Here is a 19,238-nt window from a genome sequence, read left to right as displayed (position 1 = left end):
TGGGCAGCAGCACTGAGCTGCTGCCCTTTCACTTGTCAAAGATCGACAGATCCAACGGCCTGATGGCCCCCATCCAGATCGCATGATCGCGGTGATCCGCCAGTTCATCCCCGGTTTCCGGATGCAGGAACACCACCAGCCCCTTGCGATACAGCGCCAGCCACGGCAGCACCACCCCCACCACCTCCGGTCCGAACGCCAGCTGGCAGCTCCAGTCTGGGTGCGGCCCGACCGGTTTCTGGTGCATGCGGCCCATGGTCACGGGGAACAGCCGCGTCGCCTCCTCGCATAGTTCACGGGCCTGTTCCATGGTCGATGCGTCGTAGTACACGTGGGCGTGATAGCCCTTGATCCTTTGCACGGTGGCTCCTGATTGCAGTAATGCGAACATGTTGAAGTCTACGCCATCTCATTACAGGCGCTCCTGCTCCAGCCAATCCACAAACCGCTCGATCAACGCTCCGCGGCGCTTGCGTGGCGGCAGCACCACGTAATACCCCCGCTTCGAGCGCAAACTGCCTTCCAGCGGCCTGCACAGCAGCCCCTGCTCGACCAGCCCATCCACCAGGTGCGCCCAGCCGATCGCCACGCCCTGGCCGGCAATCGCGGCCTGAATCAGCAGAGTGTAGTTGTCGAACCGCAGCTGACCGGACGGAGGAGGGCTGTCCACACCAAGACCACGGAAAACCCCCGCCCAATCGAACCAGCGACTGGCCTGCTCACCCTTCAGATGCAGCAATGGCAATCGTTGCAAAGCCACGGCTGACAAGGGTTTGCCATGAATCAGCCGAGGGCTGCACACCGGGAAAACTTCCTCGTCGAACAGCCAGCGACTCTCGCCCTGATGGAAGCGCCCATCGCCGAACAGCACCGCCACATCAATGTCCGGGCGCAGCATCGCCTGGCTGCGCTCGCCGGTCACCAGGCTCACGTCCACCTGTGGATAAGCCTCGTGGAAACGCTGCAAGCGCGGCATCAGCCAGAACGCCGCAAAGGCGAAGTCGGTAGCCACCTGCAGCACCTCGCGCTGGCCGCGCCCACTGGCTTGGGCAACGCCATCGTCCATCGCCTGCAAGCCCTGATGCACCTGCTCGAACAACAGCAACCCCGCCTCGGTCAGCTCGATGCCCCGGTAGATCCGGTCGAACAACCGCGTGCCCAGCTGCGCCTCCAGGCGCTTCATCTGCTGGCTGACCGCCGGCTGGGTGGTGCCCAGCTCCACGGCGGCAGCGGTGAAGCTGCGCAGGCGGGCGGCGACCTCGAACACGCGCAAGGTGTCGAGGGGCAGGTCGGCAAGGTGCTCAAACATAAGCTTGGCTAATCCCAGTCATTGCCCGGCATGGGCTTTACCCCTGTTATCCACAGCCGCATGCTGGATTGCAAGTGGCACCCATAACCCTCGACGATGGAAGGCACCCATGAAGCGACCCAACATCCTGTTCATCATGGCCGATCAGATGGCCGCGCCCTTGCTGCCGATCTACACCCCGTCGCCGATCAAGATGCCCCACCTGGCCCGCCTCGCCGAACAGGCCGTGGTGTTCGACAGTGCCTACTGCAACAGCCCTCTGTGTGCACCGTCGCGCTTCACCCTGGTCAGCGGCCAGTTGCCCAGCCGTATCGGCGCCTACGACAACGCTGCCGATTTCCCCGCCGACGTACCCACCTACGCCCACTACCTGCGCCGCCTCGGCTACCGCACGGCGCTATCGGGCAAGATGCACTTCTGCGGCCCGGACCAACTGCACGGCTACGAAGAGCGCCTGACCAGCGATATCTACCCGGCCGACTACGGTTGGGCGGTGAACTGGGATGAACCGGAGGTGCGCCCGAGCTGGTACCACAACATGTCCTCGGTGTTGCAGGCCGGGCCCTGCGTGCGCACCAACCAGTTGGATTTCGACGAAGAGGTGGTGTTCAAGGCGCGCCAGTACCTCTATGACCATGTGCGCGAGGACGACGGCCGGCCGTTCTGTCTGACCGTCTCCATGACCCACCCCCATGACCCCTACACCATTCCCAAGCCCTACTGGGACATGTACGAGGCTGTGGATATCCCACTGCCGCGGGACGAGATCGCTCAGGGCGAGCAGGACGCGCACTCGCAACGCCTGCTCAAGGTCTACGACCTGTGGAACAAGCCGCTGCCTGTGGACAAGATCCGCGACGCCCGCCGCGCCTACTTCGGCGCCTGCAGCTACATCGACGACAACATCGGCAAGCTTCTGCAAACCCTCGAGGAGTGCGGCCTGGCCGACGACACCCTGATCGTGTTCTCGGGCGATCACGGCGACATGCTTGGCGAGCGCGGGCTCTGGTACAAGATGCACTGGTTCGAGATGGCGGCGCGGGTGCCGCTGTTGATCCATGCGCCCAAGCGCTTCGCACCGGCGCGAATCGGCGCCAGCGTGTCCACCTGCGACCTGCTGCCGACCCTGGTCGAACTGGCCGGCGGCGCTGTGGATAACCACCTGCACCTGGATGGCCGCTCGCTGCTCGGCCACCTGCAAGGGCAGGGCGGGCATGACGAGGTAATAGGCGAGTACATGGCCGAAGGCACGGTCGGCCCGCTGATGATGATCCGCCGTGGCCCCTACAAGTTCGTGTACAGCGAAGACGACCCATGGCTACTCTACGACCTGAGCCGCGACCCGCACGAGCGGGAGAACCTCACCGGCAGCCCGGACCACCAGGCGCTGCTGCAGGCATTTGCCGATGAAGCCAGGCAGCGCTGGGATATCCCGGCCCTGCGCCAGCAGGTGCTGGCCAGCCAACGGCGCCGCCGCCTGGTGGCCGAGGCACTGGCCATCGGCAAGCTGAAAAGCTGGGACCACCAACCGTTGGTGGACGCCAGCCAACAGTACATGCGCAACCATATCGATCTCGACGACCTCGAGCGCAAGGCACGTTATCCACAGCCCGCACCCCTGGATTGAGAAGAGAGGCCGCCATGCAGAAGTTCTCCACCGCCGTGCTCACCCTGGCCCTGAGCCTGGGCACGGCACACGCCGCCGACAGCGACGCGCAATGCAGCACCGTGAAGATGGCCGACCCCAGCTGGAGCGATATCGCCAGCACCAACGCCGTGGCCCGGCTGCTCCTGGAAAGCCTGGGGTACCAGGTGAAGATCGACAGCCTGGCCGTGCCGATCATTTACGGCGGCCTGAAAGATGGCCGAGTGGATGCTTTCCTCGGCAATTGGATGCCGGCGCAGCAGGGCTTCCATGACAAGTTCATCGCCAATGGCGATGTGCAGCAACTGGCGAAGAACCTGGAAGGCACCGAGTTCACCCTGGCGGTGCCCGACTATGTATGGAACGCGGGCGTGAAGGACTTCGCCGACCTGCACAAGCACGCTGCGCAGTTCGACAAGAAGCTCTACGGCATCGGCTCCGGCGCGCCGGCCAACTTGTCGCTGAAAGAGATCATCGACAAGAATGAGTTCGACCTTGGCCAGTGGAAACTGGTCGAGTCCAGCGAGCAGGCGATGCTCGCTCAAGTGGACCGGGCAGTGAAGAAGCAGCAGTTCATCACCTTCCTTGGCTGGACTCCGCATCCGATGAACGTGAAGCTGAAGATGCATTACCTCACGGGCGGGGAGAAATGGTTCGGCAGCAAGGGCGATGTCTACACCCTGACCCGCAAAGGTTATCCACAAGCCTGCCCGAATGCGGCGAAGCTGCTGGGGAACTTGAAGTTCTCGCTGGAGATGGAGAACAGCATCATGGCCGAGGTTGTGGATAAGAAGGTGAGCTTTGATGAGGCGGCCAAGGCTTGGGTGAAGGCGCATCCGCAGGTGCTGGATGGGTGGTTGGCTGGAGTGACCACCAAAGCCGGTGGCAGCGCCCAAGAAGCCGTAAAAGACAGACTCTAGAGCCTTGCTGCCAGTCTCGGCCTCATCGCTGGCAAGTCGCAGCGGCGAACCGCAGCTCCCACAGGTACAGCGACAGCCTTTAGGCTTGTGGTATCCCCGTGGGAGCCGGCTTGCCGGCGATGAGGCCAGCAAGGCCAGTACAAGAACGGACCCTGAGCGAGTTGCCCCATGCCCCGCCTGACCCACCTGCTGCCCTTCCTCACCTGGCTGCCCCGCCAATCGGGTCGCAGCCTGCGCCAGGACCTGCTGGTGGGCCTGAGCGGCGCCATCCTCGCCCTGCCGCAGTCCATCGCCTACGCCCTGATCGCCGGGCTGCCCGCCGAGTACGGCCTGTACGCCGCCATCGTCCCCGTGCTGATCGCCTGCCTGTGGGGCTCGTCCTGGCACCTGATCTGCGGGCCCACGGCCGCCATCTCCATCGTCCTCTACGCCAGCATCAGCCCCCTGGCCGTGGCCGGCAGCGCCGACTATGTGACCCTGGTACTGCTGCTGACCTTCCTCGGCGGTGTCTTCCAGTTGCTGCTGGGGCTGTTGCGCTTCGGTGCGCTGGTCAATTTCGTTTCCCACTCGGTGGTGCTGGGCTTCACCCTCGGCGCCGCCATCGTCATCGCCCTTGGGCAACTGCCGAACCTGCTGGGGATGGACTTACCGAGCCAGGCCACTGCATTGAAGACCGTGCAGGACCTGGCTGGGCACATGGGCGAAGTGGATCTGCCATCGCTGGCCCTGGGCCTGGCCACGCTGGTGATCGGCATAGCTCTGAAACTATGGCGCCCGCGCTGGCCAAGCCTGTTGATAAGCCTGCTGCTGGTCAGCCTGGTGGCCTGGCTACTGCCCGGCGTGTTCGGCCATGTGCCCAGAGTGGCTGCGTTCACCGGACAGCTCCCGCCCTTCAGCCCGCTGCCTCTGCTGGATGTGGAACTGATGCTGCGCCTGCTGCCCAGCGCTGTGGCGGTGGGCATGCTAGGGCTGGTCACCAGCCTGTCGATTGCCCGCTCGTTGTCGGCACGTTCGGAGCAATTGATCGACCCTGACCAGGAAATCCGTGCACAGGGCCTGTCTAATATCGGCGGCGCGTTTTTCTCCGGTTATCTGTCCGCAGGTTCCTTCACTCGCTCGGGCCTGAGCTACGATGCCGGCGCCCGCTCGCCACTGGCCGGGGTGTTCTCAGCGCTGTGGGTCGCACTGTTCGCGGTGACCGGCGCCGGGCTGATCGCCCACCTGCCGATCCCGGCGATGGCAGGGAGCATCCTTCTGATCTGCTGGGGACTGGTGGACCATCGCGGCATTCGCGCGCTGTTCCGGGTCAGCCGCTCGGAGTTCCTGGTGATGGCGCTGACGGCGGCGGCGACGCTGCTGCTGGAGTTGCAGACGGCGATCTATGCCGGGGTGCTGGCGTCGCTGTTCTTCTACCTCAAGCGCACCTCTAGGCCACGGGTGCAGCAAAGCCGGGAAGGGGAGGCGGACGTATTGCGGGTGGGCGGGTCGATCTTCTTCGGCGCGGCGCATTATCTGCAAGTGCGCCTGCAGCGCTGCCAGGGGCCGCATGTGGTGATCGATGCAAGGCAGGTGAACTTCATCGATTACTCGGGTGTGGATATGTTGCACCGCGAGGCGCGACGGCTGATGCGCAGTGGCGGGAGCCTGACGTTGCAGCGGGCAAGGCCGCAAGTGATGGAGGAGTTGCAGAAGCTGGAGGGGGTTGAACTGTGCCCCATTCGATTTGAGGAATGAGCTTTGAAATCCAGGGGCTGCTTTGCAGCCTTTTCGCTGCGGTTCGTCGCCACGACAAGCCAGCTCCCACATAGACCGCGCTTTGCTCAAGACTAGTGCGGTACCTGTGAGAGCTGGCTTGTCGTGCGACGAACCGCAGCGAAAAGGCCGTAAAGCGGCCCCAAAATCTCGAACTCAGCCGCGAGCTAGCTGCCGACGCAGCTCATCCAGCACCGGCCCGGTCTCAGGCCGAACCCCACGCCAGATAAAGAACGCCTCGGCCGCCTGTTCCGCCAGCATCCCCAATCCATCCAGCACCTTGGCCGCGCCCAGCTTGCTTGCCCACTGGCAGAACGGTGTCGGCTCCTTGCCATACATCATGTCGTAGCACACGGTACGCCCCGCCTCGACCAGGCTCTCGGCAATCGGCGGCAGCTCGCCAGCCAGGCTCGCCGAGGTGGCGTTGATGATCACGTCCACCGGCTCCTGCAACCAGGCAAAACCGCTGGCCACCACCGGCCCCAGCTCATCGAACTCACGGGCCAGCTGCTCGGCCTTCTCCACCGTGCGGTTGGCGATCACCAGCGACTGCGGCTTGTGCGCCAGGATCGGCTCCAGCACGCCACGTACCGCGCCGCCGGCACCAAGGATGAGGATGCGCTTGCCGGCCAGCTCGACCCCGGCGTTGACGGTGAGGTCACGCACCAGCCCGGCGCCGTCGGTGTTATCGCCTTGCAACGTACCGTCGGCCAGCTTGCTCAAGGTGTTCACCGCGCCGGCACGCCGGGCACGCGGGGTGAGGCTGTCGCACAGGCGATAGGCCTCTTCCTTGAACGGCACGGTGACGTTGGCGCCGCTGCCTTGCTTGAAGAAGCCACGGGCGCAGTCGCTGAACTCGTCCAGCGGCGCCAGCAGGGTGGCGTACTCCAGGTCCTCGCCGGTCTGGTCGGCGAACAGACGGTGGATCAGCGGCGATTTGCTGTGGCCGATGGGGTTACCGAAAACGACGTACTGGTCCATGGATGATCCTCGGGTTTCCACAGGCTTACTGGGCGAGCCAGTCGCGGTCTTGCAGGAAGTACTCGGTCAGGCGCGCTTCTTCGCTGCCTGGTTCGGGTTTCCAATCGTAGCCCCAGCGCACTTGCGGTGGCAGCGACATCAGGATCGATTCGGTGCGGCCACCGGACTGCAGGCCGAACAGGGTGCCACGGTCGTAGACCAGGTTGAACTCGACGTAGCGCCCACGACGGTATTCCTGGAATTCGCGCTGGGCGGGGGTATACGGGGTGTCCTTGCGGCGCTGGACGATCGGCAAGTAAGCCTCGACGTAGGCGTCACCGATGGCGCGGATGAAGGCGAAGCAGGTATCGAAGTCCCACTCGTTCAGGTCATCGAAGAACAGGCCGCCGATGCCGCGTGGCTCGCCACGGTGCTTGAGGTGGAAGTAGCGGTCGCACCAGGCCTTGTAGCGCGGGTACACGTCGGCGCCGAACGGCGCGCAGGCCTGCTCGGCCACGCGGTGCCAGTGCACGCAGTCTTCTTCATTGCCGTAGTAGGGGGTCAGGTCGAAGCCGCCACCGAACCACCACACCGCCTCTTCGCCCTCTTTTTCGGCGATGAAGAACCGCACGTTGGCGTGGGACGTCGGCACATGCGGGTTGTGCGGGTGGATCACCAGCGACACGCCCAGCGCCTCGAAACCACGGCCCGCCAGCTCCGGGCGGTGGGCACTGGCCGACGGCGGCAGGCCGCTGCCGAACACGTGGGAGAAGTTCACGCCGCCTTTCTCGATCACCTTGCCGTCACCGATCACCCGCGTGCGACCACCGCCGCCGGCATCGCGCACCCAGGCATCCTCGACGAAGCGGGCGCCGCCGTCTTCGGTCTCGAGGGCAGTGCAGATGCGGTCTTGCAGGTCGAGCAGGTAGGCTTTCACGGCCTCGGTGCGGCTGGTCATCGGGTCACCTGGAAGGAGCGGGGAAAATTCGCCGCGTAGCATACCACCGGCAAACCCCGCGCCGCAGTTGACGGCGATCAAGCAAAGGCGTCCGATAGAAGGCCTTTGCAGCCCCAATAACAGGAGTGTGTGATGGCCAAGCGTATCCAGTTCAGCCAGCATGGCGGCCCGGAAGTGTTGCAGTTGGTGGAGTTCGACCCGGCCCCGCCCGGCCCGCAGCAAGTGCGCGTACGCAACCATGCGATCGGGCTGAACTTCATCGACACCTATTTCCGTGGCGGGCTGTATGCGCCGCCGTCGCTGCCTTCCGGGCTGGGTACCGAAGCGGCGGGGGTGGTCGAAGCCGTGGGCGAGGGCGTCAGCCGGATCAAGGTCGGCGACCGTGTGGCCTATGCCGGCGGGCCGCTGGGGGCCTACAGCGAGGTGCATACACTGCCGGAGGCCAACCTGGTCAAGCTGCCGGATGCGATCAGCTTCGAACAGGCGGCGGCGGTGATGCTCAAGGGGCTGACCACGCAGTACCTGCTCAAGCAGACCTATGCCGTGCAGCCTGGGGATTTCGTGCTGTTCCATGCTGCTGCCGGTGGTGTCGGATCGCTGGCTTGTCAGTGGGCCAAGGCACTGGGGGCGAAGCTGATCGGTACTGTCAGTTCCGCCGAGAAGGCTGAGCGGGCCAAGGCGCTCGGAGCCTGGGCGACCATCGACTACAGCCATGAAGATGTGGCCAAGCGTGTGCTGGAGCTGACAGACGGTCAGAAGTGCGCAGTGGTGTATGACGGCGTGGGGGCCGATACCTGGCTGACCTCGCTGGATTGCCTGAGGCCGCGAGGGTTGATGGTGAGTTTCGGCAATGCCTCCGGCGCGGTAAGCGGGGTCAACTTGGGGATCCTGTCGCAGAAGGGGTCGTTGTATGTCACCCGGCCGACGCTGGGGAGCTACGCCAACAATGCCGAGAACACCCAGGTCATGGCCGATGACCTGTTCGCGATGATCGCCAGTGGCAAGCTGGTTGTGGATATCCAGCAGCGGTATCCGTTGAGTGAGGCGGCCAAGGCGCAGAGTGAGTTGTCGGCGCGGCGGACGGTGGGCTCGACTGTTCTGCTGCCTTGAAATCCTGGGGCCGCTCTGCGGCCCATTCGCTGGCAAGCCAGCTCCCACAGGGACCGCGCAAACCTCCTAGATGACGCTGTACCTGTGGGAGCCGGCTTGTCGGCGATGGCGTCAGTTCAGCCAGCGGGCCTTTCGGCTACAGACGCTGACTCAATGCCCTCAAGCATCGCCTCCACCAACCCCTCCGCCATTTCCAGCGAATGCAGGCTCGACCAGTACATGCCGCGCCCCTCGTCACGCAGGTGGTCGAGGGCCTTGATGCCGGTGTCGTAGGCGCAGCGCAGATAGAGCGCAACGTGTACCAGGGCATCGTGGGCTTCGATGTTGGGATTTACGGTGAAGAGCGGTGGGTGGCCGGCGTCGCAGCGGCCGAAGGGGTGGGTTGTGGTATTGGGGAGTGGTGGATCGGGAACAAGCTTTCTATTCATGGGAATTCGCTCCTTAAAGAAACCACCGGCCCCCGCTACCACGCGAATTGGGTGGCGACTGTACGCGAGGTGGTAGACCCGGGCGATTCCCAAACCAGGCAGGCTCGAAAGCCTCCCACGCACAGCCGCCATGGACTGACATGGGAAATCGAATACCCGGGCTACCACACCCGATCGCCAAGTTATTCGGCGACGGTCTGGAGCCTAGAGGCAGGCGTTCCCACTGAGAAGGTAATGGCAGTCGACAGACTGCGTAGGATAATTCTCTGAATTCGAGATGGGCAGCCTTGGGAGGAAAAATCAGAAAGTCCTGAGGGTGCAGAGAATCCCTGTGGGAGCGACACGCGAGGGGCAGGGCCTCGCTTGACCGTGCCGGCTCTGAGGCGTAGCCTTTCTCCCTGAGGTTGTGCTGGTGCGCCGGTTGAGTTTCAAGTTATCCGGGCGAGCGCATCCTTACTCTTTGGCCGCTTAAGCGGCCATTATTTTTTGGGCTTGTTTCTATCCCCTTTGGGCACGATGGAATAGAGCTCCGCCTTGGGCTTGCGGACCGTCAGTTCAAAAATCGCCTCATCATAGATTTCATTGCCATAGCCATCATTTAGGCCAATCGTGCTGCGAAGGGCAGTCATGTGGGTGGCACTCTTCCAGACCGATGTCGCTGCCAGCGCTGCCTTGATTTGCAGAATCATGTCATCAATGGTGTATCCGTCGCGTATCACCCGGCTTCTGTAGGCATGACTGCCAATGAAGACGATGCCCGGATCCTCAAGCTGGGGTAAATCCTGCCCTGCTTTCTGCCTGTTGATCGCTTCGAACTGATCTGCGGTAAATCTGCCTATCTCCACCGCCCTGACCCGATGATTGGACGCTAGCTGCTCCAGATTCGCCCTTATCAGGTACTCGGCATTCTCGAATAGCGGCATTGTTCTAGATGCTCCCGCCGATTTGCGACGCACGGCGAGCAAGCTAGAGGTAGGGGTTCCTGTAGTGAAGGTGGTGGCTTAGGACGGGGGTAGTAGGACGTTTCCCAATTGGATTACTGGGCAACCATTTGAGAGAAAATCAGGAGAATCTGCGCGGTTTCTGGGGCCGCTTTGCGGCCCTTTCGTGGCACAAGGCCGCTCCTAGAGGGGATCGCGCTTGCCTGTGGAGCGGCCTTGTGCCGCGAAACGAGGGCGAAGCCCTCGCCAGCGGTATCAACCCGGGCGCACAACCTCGCCGGTCGCCAGGTCCCGAATCAGGCTTGGATTCTTCCGCCCCCCCAACGCCCCACCCAGCACCATGTCCAGCTGCTTGTGGAAATACTGCTCCACCCGCAACCGGCTCTTGGCCGCCGGGCGCCCGGCCGGGTTGCAGGACGTGGAAATCAATGGGCCCACCAGCGCGCACAGCTCACGCACCTGTGGGTGATCGCTGACCCGCAATGCCACGCTGTCATGCTGCCCGGTCACCCACTCGGGCAGCAGGTCCTGGTGCGGCACCAGCCAGGTGTTCGGCCCCGGCCAGGTGGCGGCCATGCGGTCGATCCAGTCCTGGGGGAAGTCTTCGAACAGGAAATCGAACTGGTGGATGCTGTCGGCGACCAGGATCAGGCCTTTATCCACAGGCCGCGACTTGAGCGCCAGCAGGCGATACACCGCGTCCTCGTTCCACGGGTCGCAGCCCAGGCCCCAGACCGCTTCCGTCGGATAGGCGATCACCGCACCCGCCTTCACCTCACGCGCGGCTTGTTGCACACGCCAACTGCTCACCATTTCCGTCTCTCCGCATAAACGCCGTGTGCGCAGTGTACTTAGCCGGAACGGGCAAACCAACGCCCGGCTTCATTGCTGACCCGGCCCTCGAGCTCCAGCTCGGTGAGGCTGGCCAATACCTGGGCCAACGGCTGACCGCTGCTGTGCGCCAGGCCCTCGCTGGTGTGGGGTGCGGCGTGGAGCAAGGCGAGCAGGGGATGGTCGGCTTTGCCCACAGGCGCGCCCGGCAGGTTCTGCCAACCTCGCAGGCTGTCGAGGATCTGTTCCACGCTTTCCACCAACAGCGCGCCGTCGCGAATCAGCTGGTGGCAGCCCTTGGCGCCGGGGTGGTGGATCGAACCCGGAATGGCATACACCTCGCGCCCTTGCTCCGCGGCAAGGCGCGCGGTGATCAATGAGCCGCTGGCGATGCTCGCCTCGACCACCAGCACGCCGAGCGACAGCCCGCTGATGATGCGGTTGCGCCTGGGGAAGTTACCGGCCAGCGGCCCGGCATCCAGCGGGTACTCGGAAACCAGCGCGCTGCCACTGTCGAGCATCGCCCGGGCAAGGTCACGGTGGCGCTGTGGATAAAGTTTTTGCAACCCCGTGCCGAGCACTCCAATGGTCTGCCCTCCGGCTTTCAGCGCGGCCCGATGAGCGGCACCGTCAACGCCCAGCGCCAGCCCGCTGGTGATGGTGAACCCGGCTTGCGCCAGGCAACGCGAAAACGCAGCCGCGGTATCCAGCGCCGGTGGTGAAGCACGCCTGCTACCCACAATCGCCAGCTGCGGATGCTCCAGCAAAGCGGGGTCACCGGCGACGAACAGCAGGGGTGGCGGGTCGTCGATTTCACTCAGCAATGCGGGGTAGCCAGGCCCGTCCCACATCAGCAAATGCTGGCCCGGGCGCTCTAACCAAGCCATTGCAGCCAATGCGCCGTCGCGCACCTCAGGGCTGCGACGGGCATCGATACTGGCGGCTGGCAACCCCAGCGCACGCCAGGCACTGGCCGGCGCACTGAGTGCCGATGAGGCATTGCCAAAGGCTTCGATCAGGGTAAGAAAGCGGCGCAGGCCGATGTCGGGGAGGCGATGCAGACGCAGCCGCGCCTCCAGTTCGGCAGGCGAGCAAGGCGACGAACGGAGAGTGCTCATGGGTGATCCTCCTTGATCGACAGGGGGCCATCGGCGTGGCACAGCCTGTGGATAACTTTGTGGGTAATACTTTGAAAAGCTGTCTATTAAATGGCAGCTATCAAGCCCATAAAGACCCTAGCCGAGCTTTCACAGGTGCCTTGGCCACCGTTTCCCTTTATTATGTGTGCTCAGGTGCGACACGCGTAGCGTGTCTCCTCCACCAAGCTGTATGGCCAGCTTGATGGGATTTCTGCAAGGAAATCGAATACTTGGGTATCCATCCCCAAGAAACAAAACCAACCCAGAAGTCCACTGCCTTCAAGGGCTTACCGCTGCGGCGGATGGCAAACCCCAAGGTCGTTCAGCTCTCGGTAGCACGACCGCAGAACCGGTAACCCCCGGTTTTGGAGAGCTCTCTACACATCAACCCAAGCGGGGGAGAAGATCCCCGCAGGGGTCACCTCCTGCTCGTTTTCATTGCAGGAGGTAACAAATAACCGACCAACGGTCATTACCGTCTTGGCTCGGCTTTTCCTCAGGAGACATGAGCGGAAGCTCTGTCTGTCATTGTCCAACTGCCGCCCACACGGAGCAGTAGCGGACTCGTTGTACGACCAACGGTAGCCTACGACGGCATGCACTACTGGCAACGGTGGTGTGTGAAGCCCGTCTGACAATGTAGCCCCCATCTCGGGTGCATTCTCTCCGCGAGGAGGGGTGCAGAGACTCGGAGCAGTGCCGGGTTAAGGCGCTAGGCTGACTGGTATGGGCAACATATGTGAACTACTGATAAACACCGTAAACATAGCCAAGCCAAAGCTGCTGACAGGCTTGAACCAAAAGGTACGTGATCGGTTATTCCCGTCTGAGCTGGGGATACGTCGTCTTCCGAGATCACCGGTGAAAAAGGTAGGTCCTAACCCAGTCGTGTGACAGACAGGGAACGTGGTAAGCCCGTATCGCTGCCCTTTGGGCAGGTGAACCGTAAGGAACACTGTTGGCGGTGCGGGTATGGGATCGCAGAGAAAGCGAACGCCAGGCTGTAATGGCTTGGATAGGGGTTGGAACATCACCCCACGGGAAACCGGGCAGACTTCTGCGTGGTCTTCTGTCGCAATGACTCTGACTTAGACCGTCTCATCAACTTCAGGGCTGGCTTCATTGGCCCTTGATTATCCAACCCTGACGGGGTGCATACGCCCCTCAGGGGTACGTGCGCCTTCCGCTCGGGTGGTATCACTTTGAGAGGAAAGCAGCATGAAAGAGCTCAGCCAGCAAGGTGAGTCTGCGCTTTCCGGCACTCCGCAGCAGTGGCATGACGTCGATTGGCGTCGAGTTCAGCGGAATGTCCGGGGAATGCAGGTGCGAATTGCGAAGGCTTGTCGTGTAGGCAAATGGCGCAAGGTTAAATCCCTGCAACGGATGCTTACCCACTCGAAGTCGGCCAGATACTTGGCCGTACGGAGAGTCACGGAAAATCAGGGAAGCCGCACGGCGGGAGTCGATAGGCAACTCTGGGACACACCCAACGCGAAATGGAATGCGGTTGGTCAGTTGAAGACGCGGGGTTACCGGGCTCGGCCACTACGGCGAGTCTACATCCCGAAGTCGGATGGACGGGAACGCCCATTGGGCATACCGACCATGACGGATAGGGCTATGCAAGCGCTGTACATGCTGGCCCTGTCTCCCATCGCCGAAACCCAGGGCGATCCTAATAGCTACGGCTTCAGGATCGAACGTTGTACGGCGGATGCGATGGCGCAGCTCTTCCTGTGTCTTTCCAAACAGGCTTCCGCCTGTTGGGTTTTGGACGCAGACATCGAAGGGTTCTTCGACAACATCAACCACGAATGGCTGCTAAGGAATGCCCCTACGGATACCCGGATGCTTCAGCAGTGGTTAAAGGCTGGAGTCATCCACAAGGGGCAGTTGCACGCAACGGACGCAGGCACGCCACAAGGGGGAATTATCTCCCCGGTGTTGGCAAATCTGGCACTGGATGGTCTGGAAACACTCCTCAAGCAATACCTAGGAGTGGCAAGGGCGAAGAAACTGAAGGTGAATGTGGTGCGATACGCAGATGACTTCGTGATTACTGGCACCTCCTCGGAGGTGCTTGAGAACGAAGTAAAACCTTGGGTAGAACAGTTCCTCGCGACGCGAGGGCTGCGGTTGTCACTCAAGAAAACGCGTGTTGCTCACATCGACGAAGGCTTCGACTTCCTTGGATGGAGTTTCCGGAAATACGACGGAACGTTACTGATCAAGCCGAGCAAGAAGAACGTTAAGGCGTTCTATAGCAAGGTTCGAGAGGTGATCGACTCTCACAAGACGGTGAAGCAGGGCGACTTGATCCGAATGCTAAACCCGATGCTGAGAGGGTGGGCTCTGTACCACCAGCCAGTAGTTGCCAAACAAGCGTACAGCCGTATGGACAACAGAGTGTTTATCAAACTCTGGCGATGGGCAAAGAGGCGGCACCCAAACAAGTCCCTCGACTGGGTCAGGAAGAAGTATTTTCGGGCCTCAGGGGACAGGAAATGGGTGTTCGCGACCACAGTATTGGAGGAAAATGGGACGAAACGGGAGTTCGAGTTGTACTCGCTTGCGAGTACTCCGATCGAGCGGCACAGAAAGGTGAGTGGGGAATATAACCCCTACGATCCAGCCATGGAGGCCATGGGCGAGAAACTCCGGATGGACCGGATGCTGAATAAGCTGAAGTACCGGAAACAAATCGGAAATTTATTCGCCAGCCAGAACGGCCTGTGCCTGCTTTGCAAACAACCGATCACCAAGGAAACAGGGTGGCACGACCACCACATCATCCACCGGGCCGTAGACGGTGGTGACGCTTTGGCCAATCGGGTACTCTTGCATCCTAATTGTCACAACCAGCTCCACACGCGTGGTCTGCACGTGAGCAAACCGGCTTCCATTGGAAGCTTGGTGAAGGCTTGAGCCGTATGCGCTGAAAGGCGCACGTACGGTTCTTAGGGGGGAGCTGGCCAGTAATGGCCGGTTCCCACCCGACTTTTCAACCGACCGCACAGTGACTGCCTGACCGCCATGGCCATTTTGAACATTCTCGAATTCCCCGATCCGCGCCTGCGTACCATTGCCAAACCGGTAACGGTGTTTGACGACGCCTTGCGCCAGCTGATCGACGACATGTTCGAAACCATGTACGAGGCCCCGGGCATCGGCCTGGCGGCGACTCAGGTCAACGTGCACCAGCAAGTCGTGGTGATGGACCTGAGCGAAGATCGCAGCGAACCACGCGTCTTTATCAACCCCAGCGTCGAAGAGCTGACCCACGACATGGGCCAGTACCAGGAAGGCTGCCTGTCGGTGCCGGGCTTCTACGAAAACGTCGACCGCCCGCTGCGCGTCCGGGTCAAGGCCCAGGACCGCGACGGCAAGCCATACGAGCTGGAATGCGAGGGCCTGCTGGCGGTGTGCGTGCAGCACGAGTTCGATCACCTCAACGGCAAGCTGTTCGTCGACTACCTGTCGCAGCTCAAACGTGACCGGATCAAGAAGAAGCTGGAAAAGCAGCACCGCCAGCAAGCCTGATCCACACCTTCCAGAAGGCTTGCTCCGGCAAGCCTTTTTCTTTTTCAAGAAGCGAGAACTCCATGCGCATCGTCTTCGCAGGCACTCCAGAGTTTGCCGCCGAACACCTCAAGGCCCTGCTCGACAGCCCGTACGAGATCGTGGCCGTCTACACCCAGCCCGACCGCCCGGCCGGGCGCGGCCAGAAGCTGATGCCGAGCGCGGTCAAGGCGCTGGCTGTGGCCAACGATATCCCGGTGTACCAGCCGCAGACCCTGCGCAACGCCGACGCCCAAGCCGAGCTCGCCGCACTGAAGCCGGACCTGATGGTGGTGGTCGCCTACGGCCTGATCCTGCCGCAAGCTGTGCTGGATATCCCACGCCTGGGCTGCATCAACAGCCACGCCTCGCTGCTGCCGCGCTGGCGTGGCGCCGCGCCGATCCAGCGCGCCGTTGAAGCCGGTGACGCCGAGAGCGGTGTGACCGTGATGCGCATGGAAGCGGGCCTGGACACCGGCCCGATGCTGCTCAAGGTGGTCACCCCGATCAGCGCCGAGGACACCGGCGGTACCCTGCACGACCGCCTCGCCGCCATGGGCCCGGGCGCCGTGGTGCAGGCCATCGCCGGCCTGGCCGATGGCAGCCTGCAAGGTGAAGTGCAGGACGATGCCCTGGCCACCTACGCCCACAAGCTGAACAAGGACGAAGCGCGCATCGACTGGAGCCGCCCGGCCGTGGAGCTTGAGCGCCTGATCCGCGCCTTCAACCCCTGGCCGGTGTGCCACAGCACCCTGGACGGCGAAAGCGTGAAGGTACTGGCCGCCAACTTGTCCACAGCCCAGGGCGCCCCCGGCGAAATCCTGTCGGCCAGCAAAGATGGCCTGGTGGTCGCCTGCGGTGACCAGGCCCTGAGCCTGACCCGCCTGCAACTGCCGGGTGGCAAGGCCCTCAACTTCGCCGACCTGTTCAACAGCCGCCGCGAGAAATTCGCCAGTGGCAAGGTGCTCGGCCAATGAATCCACGCCTGGCTGCCGCCCGTGCCTTGGCCGCTGTGCTCAGCGGCAAGGCTTCGCTGAACAGCTCGCTGCCGGCGCAACTGGACAAGGTCGATGAGCGCGACCGTGGCCTGACGCAGGACCTTGCCTTCGGCACCGCCCGCTGGCAGCCGCGCCTGGACCTGCTGGCCGCGCAACTGTTGCAGAAGCCGTTCAAGGCCGCCGACGCCGATGTGCAGGCGCTGCTGCTGGTCGGTCTATACCAGCTGTTCTACAGCCGCATCCCGGCCCACGCCGCCATCGGCGAAACCGTCGGGTGTGCCGACAAGCTCAAGAAGCCTTGGGCAAAGGGCCTGCTCAACGCCGTGCTGCGCCGCGCCCAGCGTGAAGGGGAGGCACTGTTGGCCGACATGGAGCGCGACCCGGTGGTGCGCACCGCCCACCCGCGCTGGCTGCAGAAGTCGCTCAAGGCCTTCTGGCCTGAGCAGTGGGAGGCCATCTGCGCCGCCAACAACGCCCACCCGCCGATGATCCTGCGCATCAACCGCCGCCATCACAGCCGCGACGCTTATCTAGCGCTGCTGGCCGAGGCCGGTATCGGCGCCAGCGCCTGCCAGTACAGCCGTGACGGCATCGTCCTGGCCGAGGCTTGCGACGTGCGCGGCCTGCCAGGCTTCGCCGACGGCTGGGTGAGCGTGCAGGACGAAGCCGCGCAGTTGTCCGCCGACCTGCTGGAACTGGCCCCCGGCCAGCGCGTGCTCGACGCCTGCTGCGCCCCGGGCGGCAAGACCTGCCACCTGCTTGAAGCCGAACCGGGCTTGGCGCACATGGTCGCCATCGACCTCGAGGCCAAGCGCCTGACCCGCGTGCGCGAGAACCTCGACCGCCTCAAGCTCAATGCCGAGCTGATCGCCTGCGACGCCCGCGACACCGCCAGTTGGTGGGACGGCAAGCCGTTCCAGCGCATCCTGCTCGACGCCCCGTGCTCGGCCACTGGCGTGATCCGCCGCCACCCGGACATCAAGCTGACCCGCCAGGCCGACGACATCCCGGTCCTGGCCGCGCTGCAAGGTGAACTACTCGATGCCCTGTGGCCGACCCTGGAAGTGGGCGGCATGCTGCTCTATGCCACCTGCTCGAGCCTGCCGACCGAGAATACCGAAGTGATCGACGCCTTCCTCGCCCGCACCCCCGGTGCCCGCGAGCTGGACCTGGCCACCGAGGCCGGTCTGCGCCAGCCCCACGGGCGCCAGCTACTGGCCCAGGAAGGCGGCCACGACGGCTTCTACTATGCCAAGCTGATCAAGATCGCCGCCTCGCGGTAAGCACAAGAATGTAGGGAGTAGTGGATGAAGATCATCATCCTCGGCGCAGGGCAGGTGGGCGGCACGCTGGCGGAACACCTGGCCAGCGAAGCCAATGACATCACCGTGGTCGATACCGATGGCGAGCGCCTGCGCGACCTCGGCGACCGACTCGACATCCGCACCGTGCAAGGCCGCGCCTCGCTGCCGACGGTGTTGCGCCAGGCCGGCGCCGACGATGCCGACATGCTGGTGGCGGTGACCAACAGCGACGAGACCAACATGGTCGCCTGCCAGGTGGCGTACTCGTTGTTCCACACCCCGACCAAGATCGCCCGGGTGCGCGAGTCGGCCTACCTGACCCGCGAAGAACTGTTCGACAACGACCATATTCCGGTGGATGTACTGATCAGCCCCGAGCAGGTGGTGACCAACTACATCAAGCGCCTGATCGAACACCCCGGCTCCCTGCAGGTGATCGACTTCGCCGAGGGCAAGGCCCAGCTGGTGGCGGTCCGGGCCTACTACGGCGGGCCGCTGGTCGGCCAACAACTGCGCCAGATCCGCGCCCACATGCCCAACGTCGACACCCGCGTGGCGGCCATCTTCCGCCGCGACCGGCCGATCACTCCACAGGGTGACACGGTGATCGAAGCCGACGACGAAGTGTTCTTCATTGCCGCGAAAAAGGACATCCGCGCGGTGATGGGCGAACTGCGCCGCATCGACGAGAGCAACAAGCGCGTGGTCATCGCCGGTGGCGGGCAGATCGGCGAGCGCCTGGCCGAGGCCATCGAGAGCCGCTACCAGGTGAAGATCATCGAGATGAACCCGGCCCGTTGCCGCCAGCTCTCCGACACCCTGGAAAGCACCGTGGTGCTGCAGGGCAGCGCCTCGGACAAGGACCTGATGCTCGAAGAGAACATCGCCGACGCCGACATCTTCCTGGCCCTGACCAACGACGACGAGGCCAACATCATGGCGTCGCTGCTGGCCAAGCGCCTGGGCGCACGCAAGGTGATGACCATCATCAACAACCCGGCCTATGTCGACCTGGTGCAGGGCGGCGACATCGACATCGCCATCAGCCCGCAGCTGGCCACCATCGGTACCCTGCTGGCCCACGTGCGGCGTGGCGATATCGTCAGCGTGCATTCGCTGCGCCGTGGCGCGGCCGAGGCCATAGAGGCCGTGGCCCATGGCGACTCGAAGTCGAGCAAGGTGGTCGGCAAGGCCATCGAGGACATCAACCTGCCGCCGGGCACCACCATCGGCGCAATCATCCGCGAGGACGAAGTGATGATCGCCCACGACGACACGGTGATCGAGTCGGGCGACCATGTGATCCTGTTCGTTGTGGATAAAAAGCATATTCGGGACGTGGAGAAGCTGTTCCACGTGGGCCTGAGTTTCTTCTAGGAGGGAAG

Annotated in this window: 17 protein-coding genes; 9 read left to right on the top strand and 8 right to left on the bottom strand. The window is 63.1% G+C overall.

Annotated elements, in window-relative coordinates:
* Nucleotides 1-28: 28 nt before the first annotated feature.
* Together AAHK21_RS13800 and AAHK21_RS13795 are read right to left on the bottom strand one after the other, a co-directional pair.
* Nucleotides 29-361: a DOPA 4,5-dioxygenase family protein gene (locus AAHK21_RS13800; protein WP_367858991.1), complete on the bottom strand. Its 333-nt coding sequence runs from the start codon at nucleotides 359-361 to the stop codon at nucleotides 29-31.
* 51 nt (nucleotides 362-412) lie between these two features.
* A complete protein-coding gene (locus AAHK21_RS13795; RefSeq protein ID WP_367857520.1) occupies nucleotides 413-1,309 on the bottom strand; it encodes a LysR family transcriptional regulator in 897 nt (298 codons plus the stop codon).
* A gap of 109 nt (nucleotides 1,310-1,418) precedes the next feature.
* On the opposite strand from AAHK21_RS13795, the gene betC reads away from it, so the two are divergent.
* The 3 genes from betC to AAHK21_RS13780 all read left to right on the top strand — a co-directional run bounded on the left by betC (nucleotide 1,419) and on the right by AAHK21_RS13780 (nucleotide 5,608).
* Nucleotides 1,419-2,936: a choline-sulfatase gene (betC, locus tag AAHK21_RS13790; protein ID WP_367857519.1), complete on the top strand. Its 1,518-nt coding sequence runs from the start codon at nucleotides 1,419-1,421 to the stop codon at nucleotides 2,934-2,936.
* Between the two features lie 14 nt (nucleotides 2,937-2,950).
* Complete coding sequence (choX, locus tag AAHK21_RS13785; protein ID WP_367857518.1) at nucleotides 2,951-3,874, top strand: choline ABC transporter substrate-binding protein; 924 nt, start codon at nucleotides 2,951-2,953, stop codon at nucleotides 3,872-3,874.
* A 168-nt stretch (nucleotides 3,875-4,042) separates the two neighbouring features.
* The gene (locus AAHK21_RS13780; protein WP_367857517.1) at nucleotides 4,043-5,608 is read left to right on the top strand and encodes a SulP family inorganic anion transporter; all 1,566 of its coding nucleotides are present in this window, start codon (nucleotides 4,043-4,045) and stop codon (nucleotides 5,606-5,608) included.
* Nucleotides 5,609-5,782: 174 nt separating this feature from the next.
* Here the strand turns inward: AAHK21_RS13780 and aroE are convergent, their stop codons facing one another.
* A complete protein-coding gene (gene aroE / locus AAHK21_RS13775; RefSeq protein WP_367857516.1) occupies nucleotides 5,783-6,607 on the bottom strand; it encodes a shikimate dehydrogenase in 825 nt (274 codons plus the stop codon).
* A gap of 25 nt (nucleotides 6,608-6,632) precedes the next feature.
* Nucleotides 6,633-7,544: an oxygen-dependent coproporphyrinogen oxidase gene (hemF, locus tag AAHK21_RS13770; RefSeq protein WP_367857515.1), complete on the bottom strand. Its 912-nt coding sequence runs from the start codon at nucleotides 7,542-7,544 to the stop codon at nucleotides 6,633-6,635.
* 132 nt (nucleotides 7,545-7,676) lie between these two features.
* Between hemF and AAHK21_RS13765 the strand changes: the two genes are divergently transcribed.
* The gene (locus tag AAHK21_RS13765; RefSeq protein WP_367857514.1) at nucleotides 7,677-8,654 is read left to right on the top strand and encodes an NADPH:quinone reductase; all 978 of its coding nucleotides are present in this window, start codon (nucleotides 7,677-7,679) and stop codon (nucleotides 8,652-8,654) included.
* A gap of 116 nt (nucleotides 8,655-8,770) precedes the next feature.
* Here the strand turns inward: AAHK21_RS13765 and AAHK21_RS13760 are convergent, their stop codons facing one another.
* From AAHK21_RS13760 to dprA, 4 genes are all read right to left on the bottom strand, one after another.
* The gene (locus tag AAHK21_RS13760) at nucleotides 8,771-9,082 is read right to left on the bottom strand and encodes a hypothetical protein (protein WP_367857513.1); all 312 of its coding nucleotides are present in this window, start codon (nucleotides 9,080-9,082) and stop codon (nucleotides 8,771-8,773) included.
* A 479-nt stretch (nucleotides 9,083-9,561) separates the two neighbouring features.
* Nucleotides 9,562-10,005 (bottom strand): hypothetical protein, encoded by a 444-nt coding sequence (locus tag AAHK21_RS13755; RefSeq protein ID WP_367857512.1) that lies wholly within the window; start codon nucleotides 10,003-10,005, stop codon nucleotides 9,562-9,564.
* A gap of 273 nt (nucleotides 10,006-10,278) precedes the next feature.
* Nucleotides 10,279-10,836 carry an L-threonylcarbamoyladenylate synthase gene (locus tag AAHK21_RS13750; RefSeq protein ID WP_038707096.1) on the bottom strand — a complete coding sequence of 186 codons (558 nt, stop codon included), beginning with the start codon at nucleotides 10,834-10,836 and terminating at the stop codon, nucleotides 10,279-10,281.
* A 38-nt stretch (nucleotides 10,837-10,874) separates the two neighbouring features.
* Nucleotides 10,875-11,972, bottom strand: a complete 1,098-nt coding sequence (gene dprA, locus AAHK21_RS13745; RefSeq protein ID WP_367857511.1) for a DNA-processing protein DprA — start codon at nucleotides 11,970-11,972, stop codon at nucleotides 10,875-10,877.
* Nucleotides 11,973-13,211: 1,239 nt separating this feature from the next.
* On the opposite strand from dprA, the gene ltrA reads away from it, so the two are divergent.
* From ltrA to trkA, 5 genes are all read left to right on the top strand, one after another.
* Nucleotides 13,212-14,918: a group II intron reverse transcriptase/maturase gene (gene ltrA / locus AAHK21_RS13740; protein WP_367857510.1), complete on the top strand. Its 1,707-nt coding sequence runs from the start codon at nucleotides 13,212-13,214 to the stop codon at nucleotides 14,916-14,918.
* A 108-nt stretch (nucleotides 14,919-15,026) separates the two neighbouring features.
* Nucleotides 15,027-15,533, top strand: a complete 507-nt coding sequence (def, locus tag AAHK21_RS13735; RefSeq protein ID WP_038707094.1) for a peptide deformylase — start codon at nucleotides 15,027-15,029, stop codon at nucleotides 15,531-15,533.
* 62 nt (nucleotides 15,534-15,595) lie between these two features.
* Nucleotides 15,596-16,528, top strand: a complete 933-nt coding sequence (fmt, locus tag AAHK21_RS13730) for a methionyl-tRNA formyltransferase (RefSeq protein ID WP_367857509.1) — start codon at nucleotides 15,596-15,598, stop codon at nucleotides 16,526-16,528.
* On the top strand, nucleotides 16,525-17,832 hold the full coding sequence (gene rsmB / locus AAHK21_RS13725; protein WP_367857508.1) for a 16S rRNA (cytosine(967)-C(5))-methyltransferase RsmB: 1,308 nt from the start codon (nucleotides 16,525-16,527) through the stop codon (nucleotides 17,830-17,832). Before fmt ends, rsmB begins: the two co-directional genes overlap by 4 nt.
* A 24-nt stretch (nucleotides 17,833-17,856) precedes the next feature.
* Nucleotides 17,857-19,230, top strand: a complete 1,374-nt coding sequence (trkA, locus tag AAHK21_RS13720; protein WP_023629849.1) for a Trk system potassium transporter TrkA — start codon at nucleotides 17,857-17,859, stop codon at nucleotides 19,228-19,230.
* Nucleotides 19,231-19,238: the final 8 nt, after the last annotated feature.

This window comes from Pseudomonas sp. TE50-2, from assembly GCF_040813665.1.
GTDB lineage: Bacteria > Pseudomonadota > Gammaproteobacteria > Pseudomonadales > Pseudomonadaceae > Aquipseudomonas > Aquipseudomonas soli.
Note: the sequence above shows the minus strand (reverse complement) of the source record. Positions and strands in the feature narration are given on the sequence as shown.

Coding starts and splice junctions, on each gene's coding strand:
- choX (WP_367857518.1), top strand. CDS start 2,951: ATGCAGAAGTTCTCCACCGCCGTGCTCACCCTGGCCCTGAGCCTGGGC.
- dprA (WP_367857511.1), bottom strand. CDS start 11,972: ATGAGCACTCTCCGTTCGTCGCCTTGCTCGCCTGCCGAACTGGAGGCG.
- AAHK21_RS13795 (WP_367857520.1), bottom strand. CDS start 1,309: ATGTTTGAGCACCTTGCCGACCTGCCCCTCGACACCTTGCGCGTGTTC.
- aroE (WP_367857516.1), bottom strand. CDS start 6,607: ATGGACCAGTACGTCGTTTTCGGTAACCCCATCGGCCACAGCAAATCG.
- hemF (WP_367857515.1), bottom strand. CDS start 7,544: ATGACCAGCCGCACCGAGGCCGTGAAAGCCTACCTGCTCGACCTGCAA.
- AAHK21_RS13755 (WP_367857512.1), bottom strand. CDS start 10,005: ATGCCGCTATTCGAGAATGCCGAGTACCTGATAAGGGCGAATCTGGAG.
- trkA (WP_023629849.1), top strand. CDS start 17,857: ATGAAGATCATCATCCTCGGCGCAGGGCAGGTGGGCGGCACGCTGGCG.
- AAHK21_RS13780 (WP_367857517.1), top strand. CDS start 4,043: ATGCCCCGCCTGACCCACCTGCTGCCCTTCCTCACCTGGCTGCCCCGC.
- AAHK21_RS13750 (WP_038707096.1), bottom strand. CDS start 10,836: ATGGTGAGCAGTTGGCGTGTGCAACAAGCCGCGCGTGAGGTGAAGGCG.
- rsmB (WP_367857508.1), top strand. CDS start 16,525: ATGAATCCACGCCTGGCTGCCGCCCGTGCCTTGGCCGCTGTGCTCAGC.
- fmt (WP_367857509.1), top strand. CDS start 15,596: ATGCGCATCGTCTTCGCAGGCACTCCAGAGTTTGCCGCCGAACACCTC.
- AAHK21_RS13760 (WP_367857513.1), bottom strand. CDS start 9,082: ATGAATAGAAAGCTTGTTCCCGATCCACCACTCCCCAATACCACAACC.
- AAHK21_RS13765 (WP_367857514.1), top strand. CDS start 7,677: ATGGCCAAGCGTATCCAGTTCAGCCAGCATGGCGGCCCGGAAGTGTTG.
- betC (WP_367857519.1), top strand. CDS start 1,419: ATGAAGCGACCCAACATCCTGTTCATCATGGCCGATCAGATGGCCGCG.
- def (WP_038707094.1), top strand. CDS start 15,027: ATGGCCATTTTGAACATTCTCGAATTCCCCGATCCGCGCCTGCGTACC.
- ltrA (WP_367857510.1), top strand. CDS start 13,212: ATGAAAGAGCTCAGCCAGCAAGGTGAGTCTGCGCTTTCCGGCACTCCG.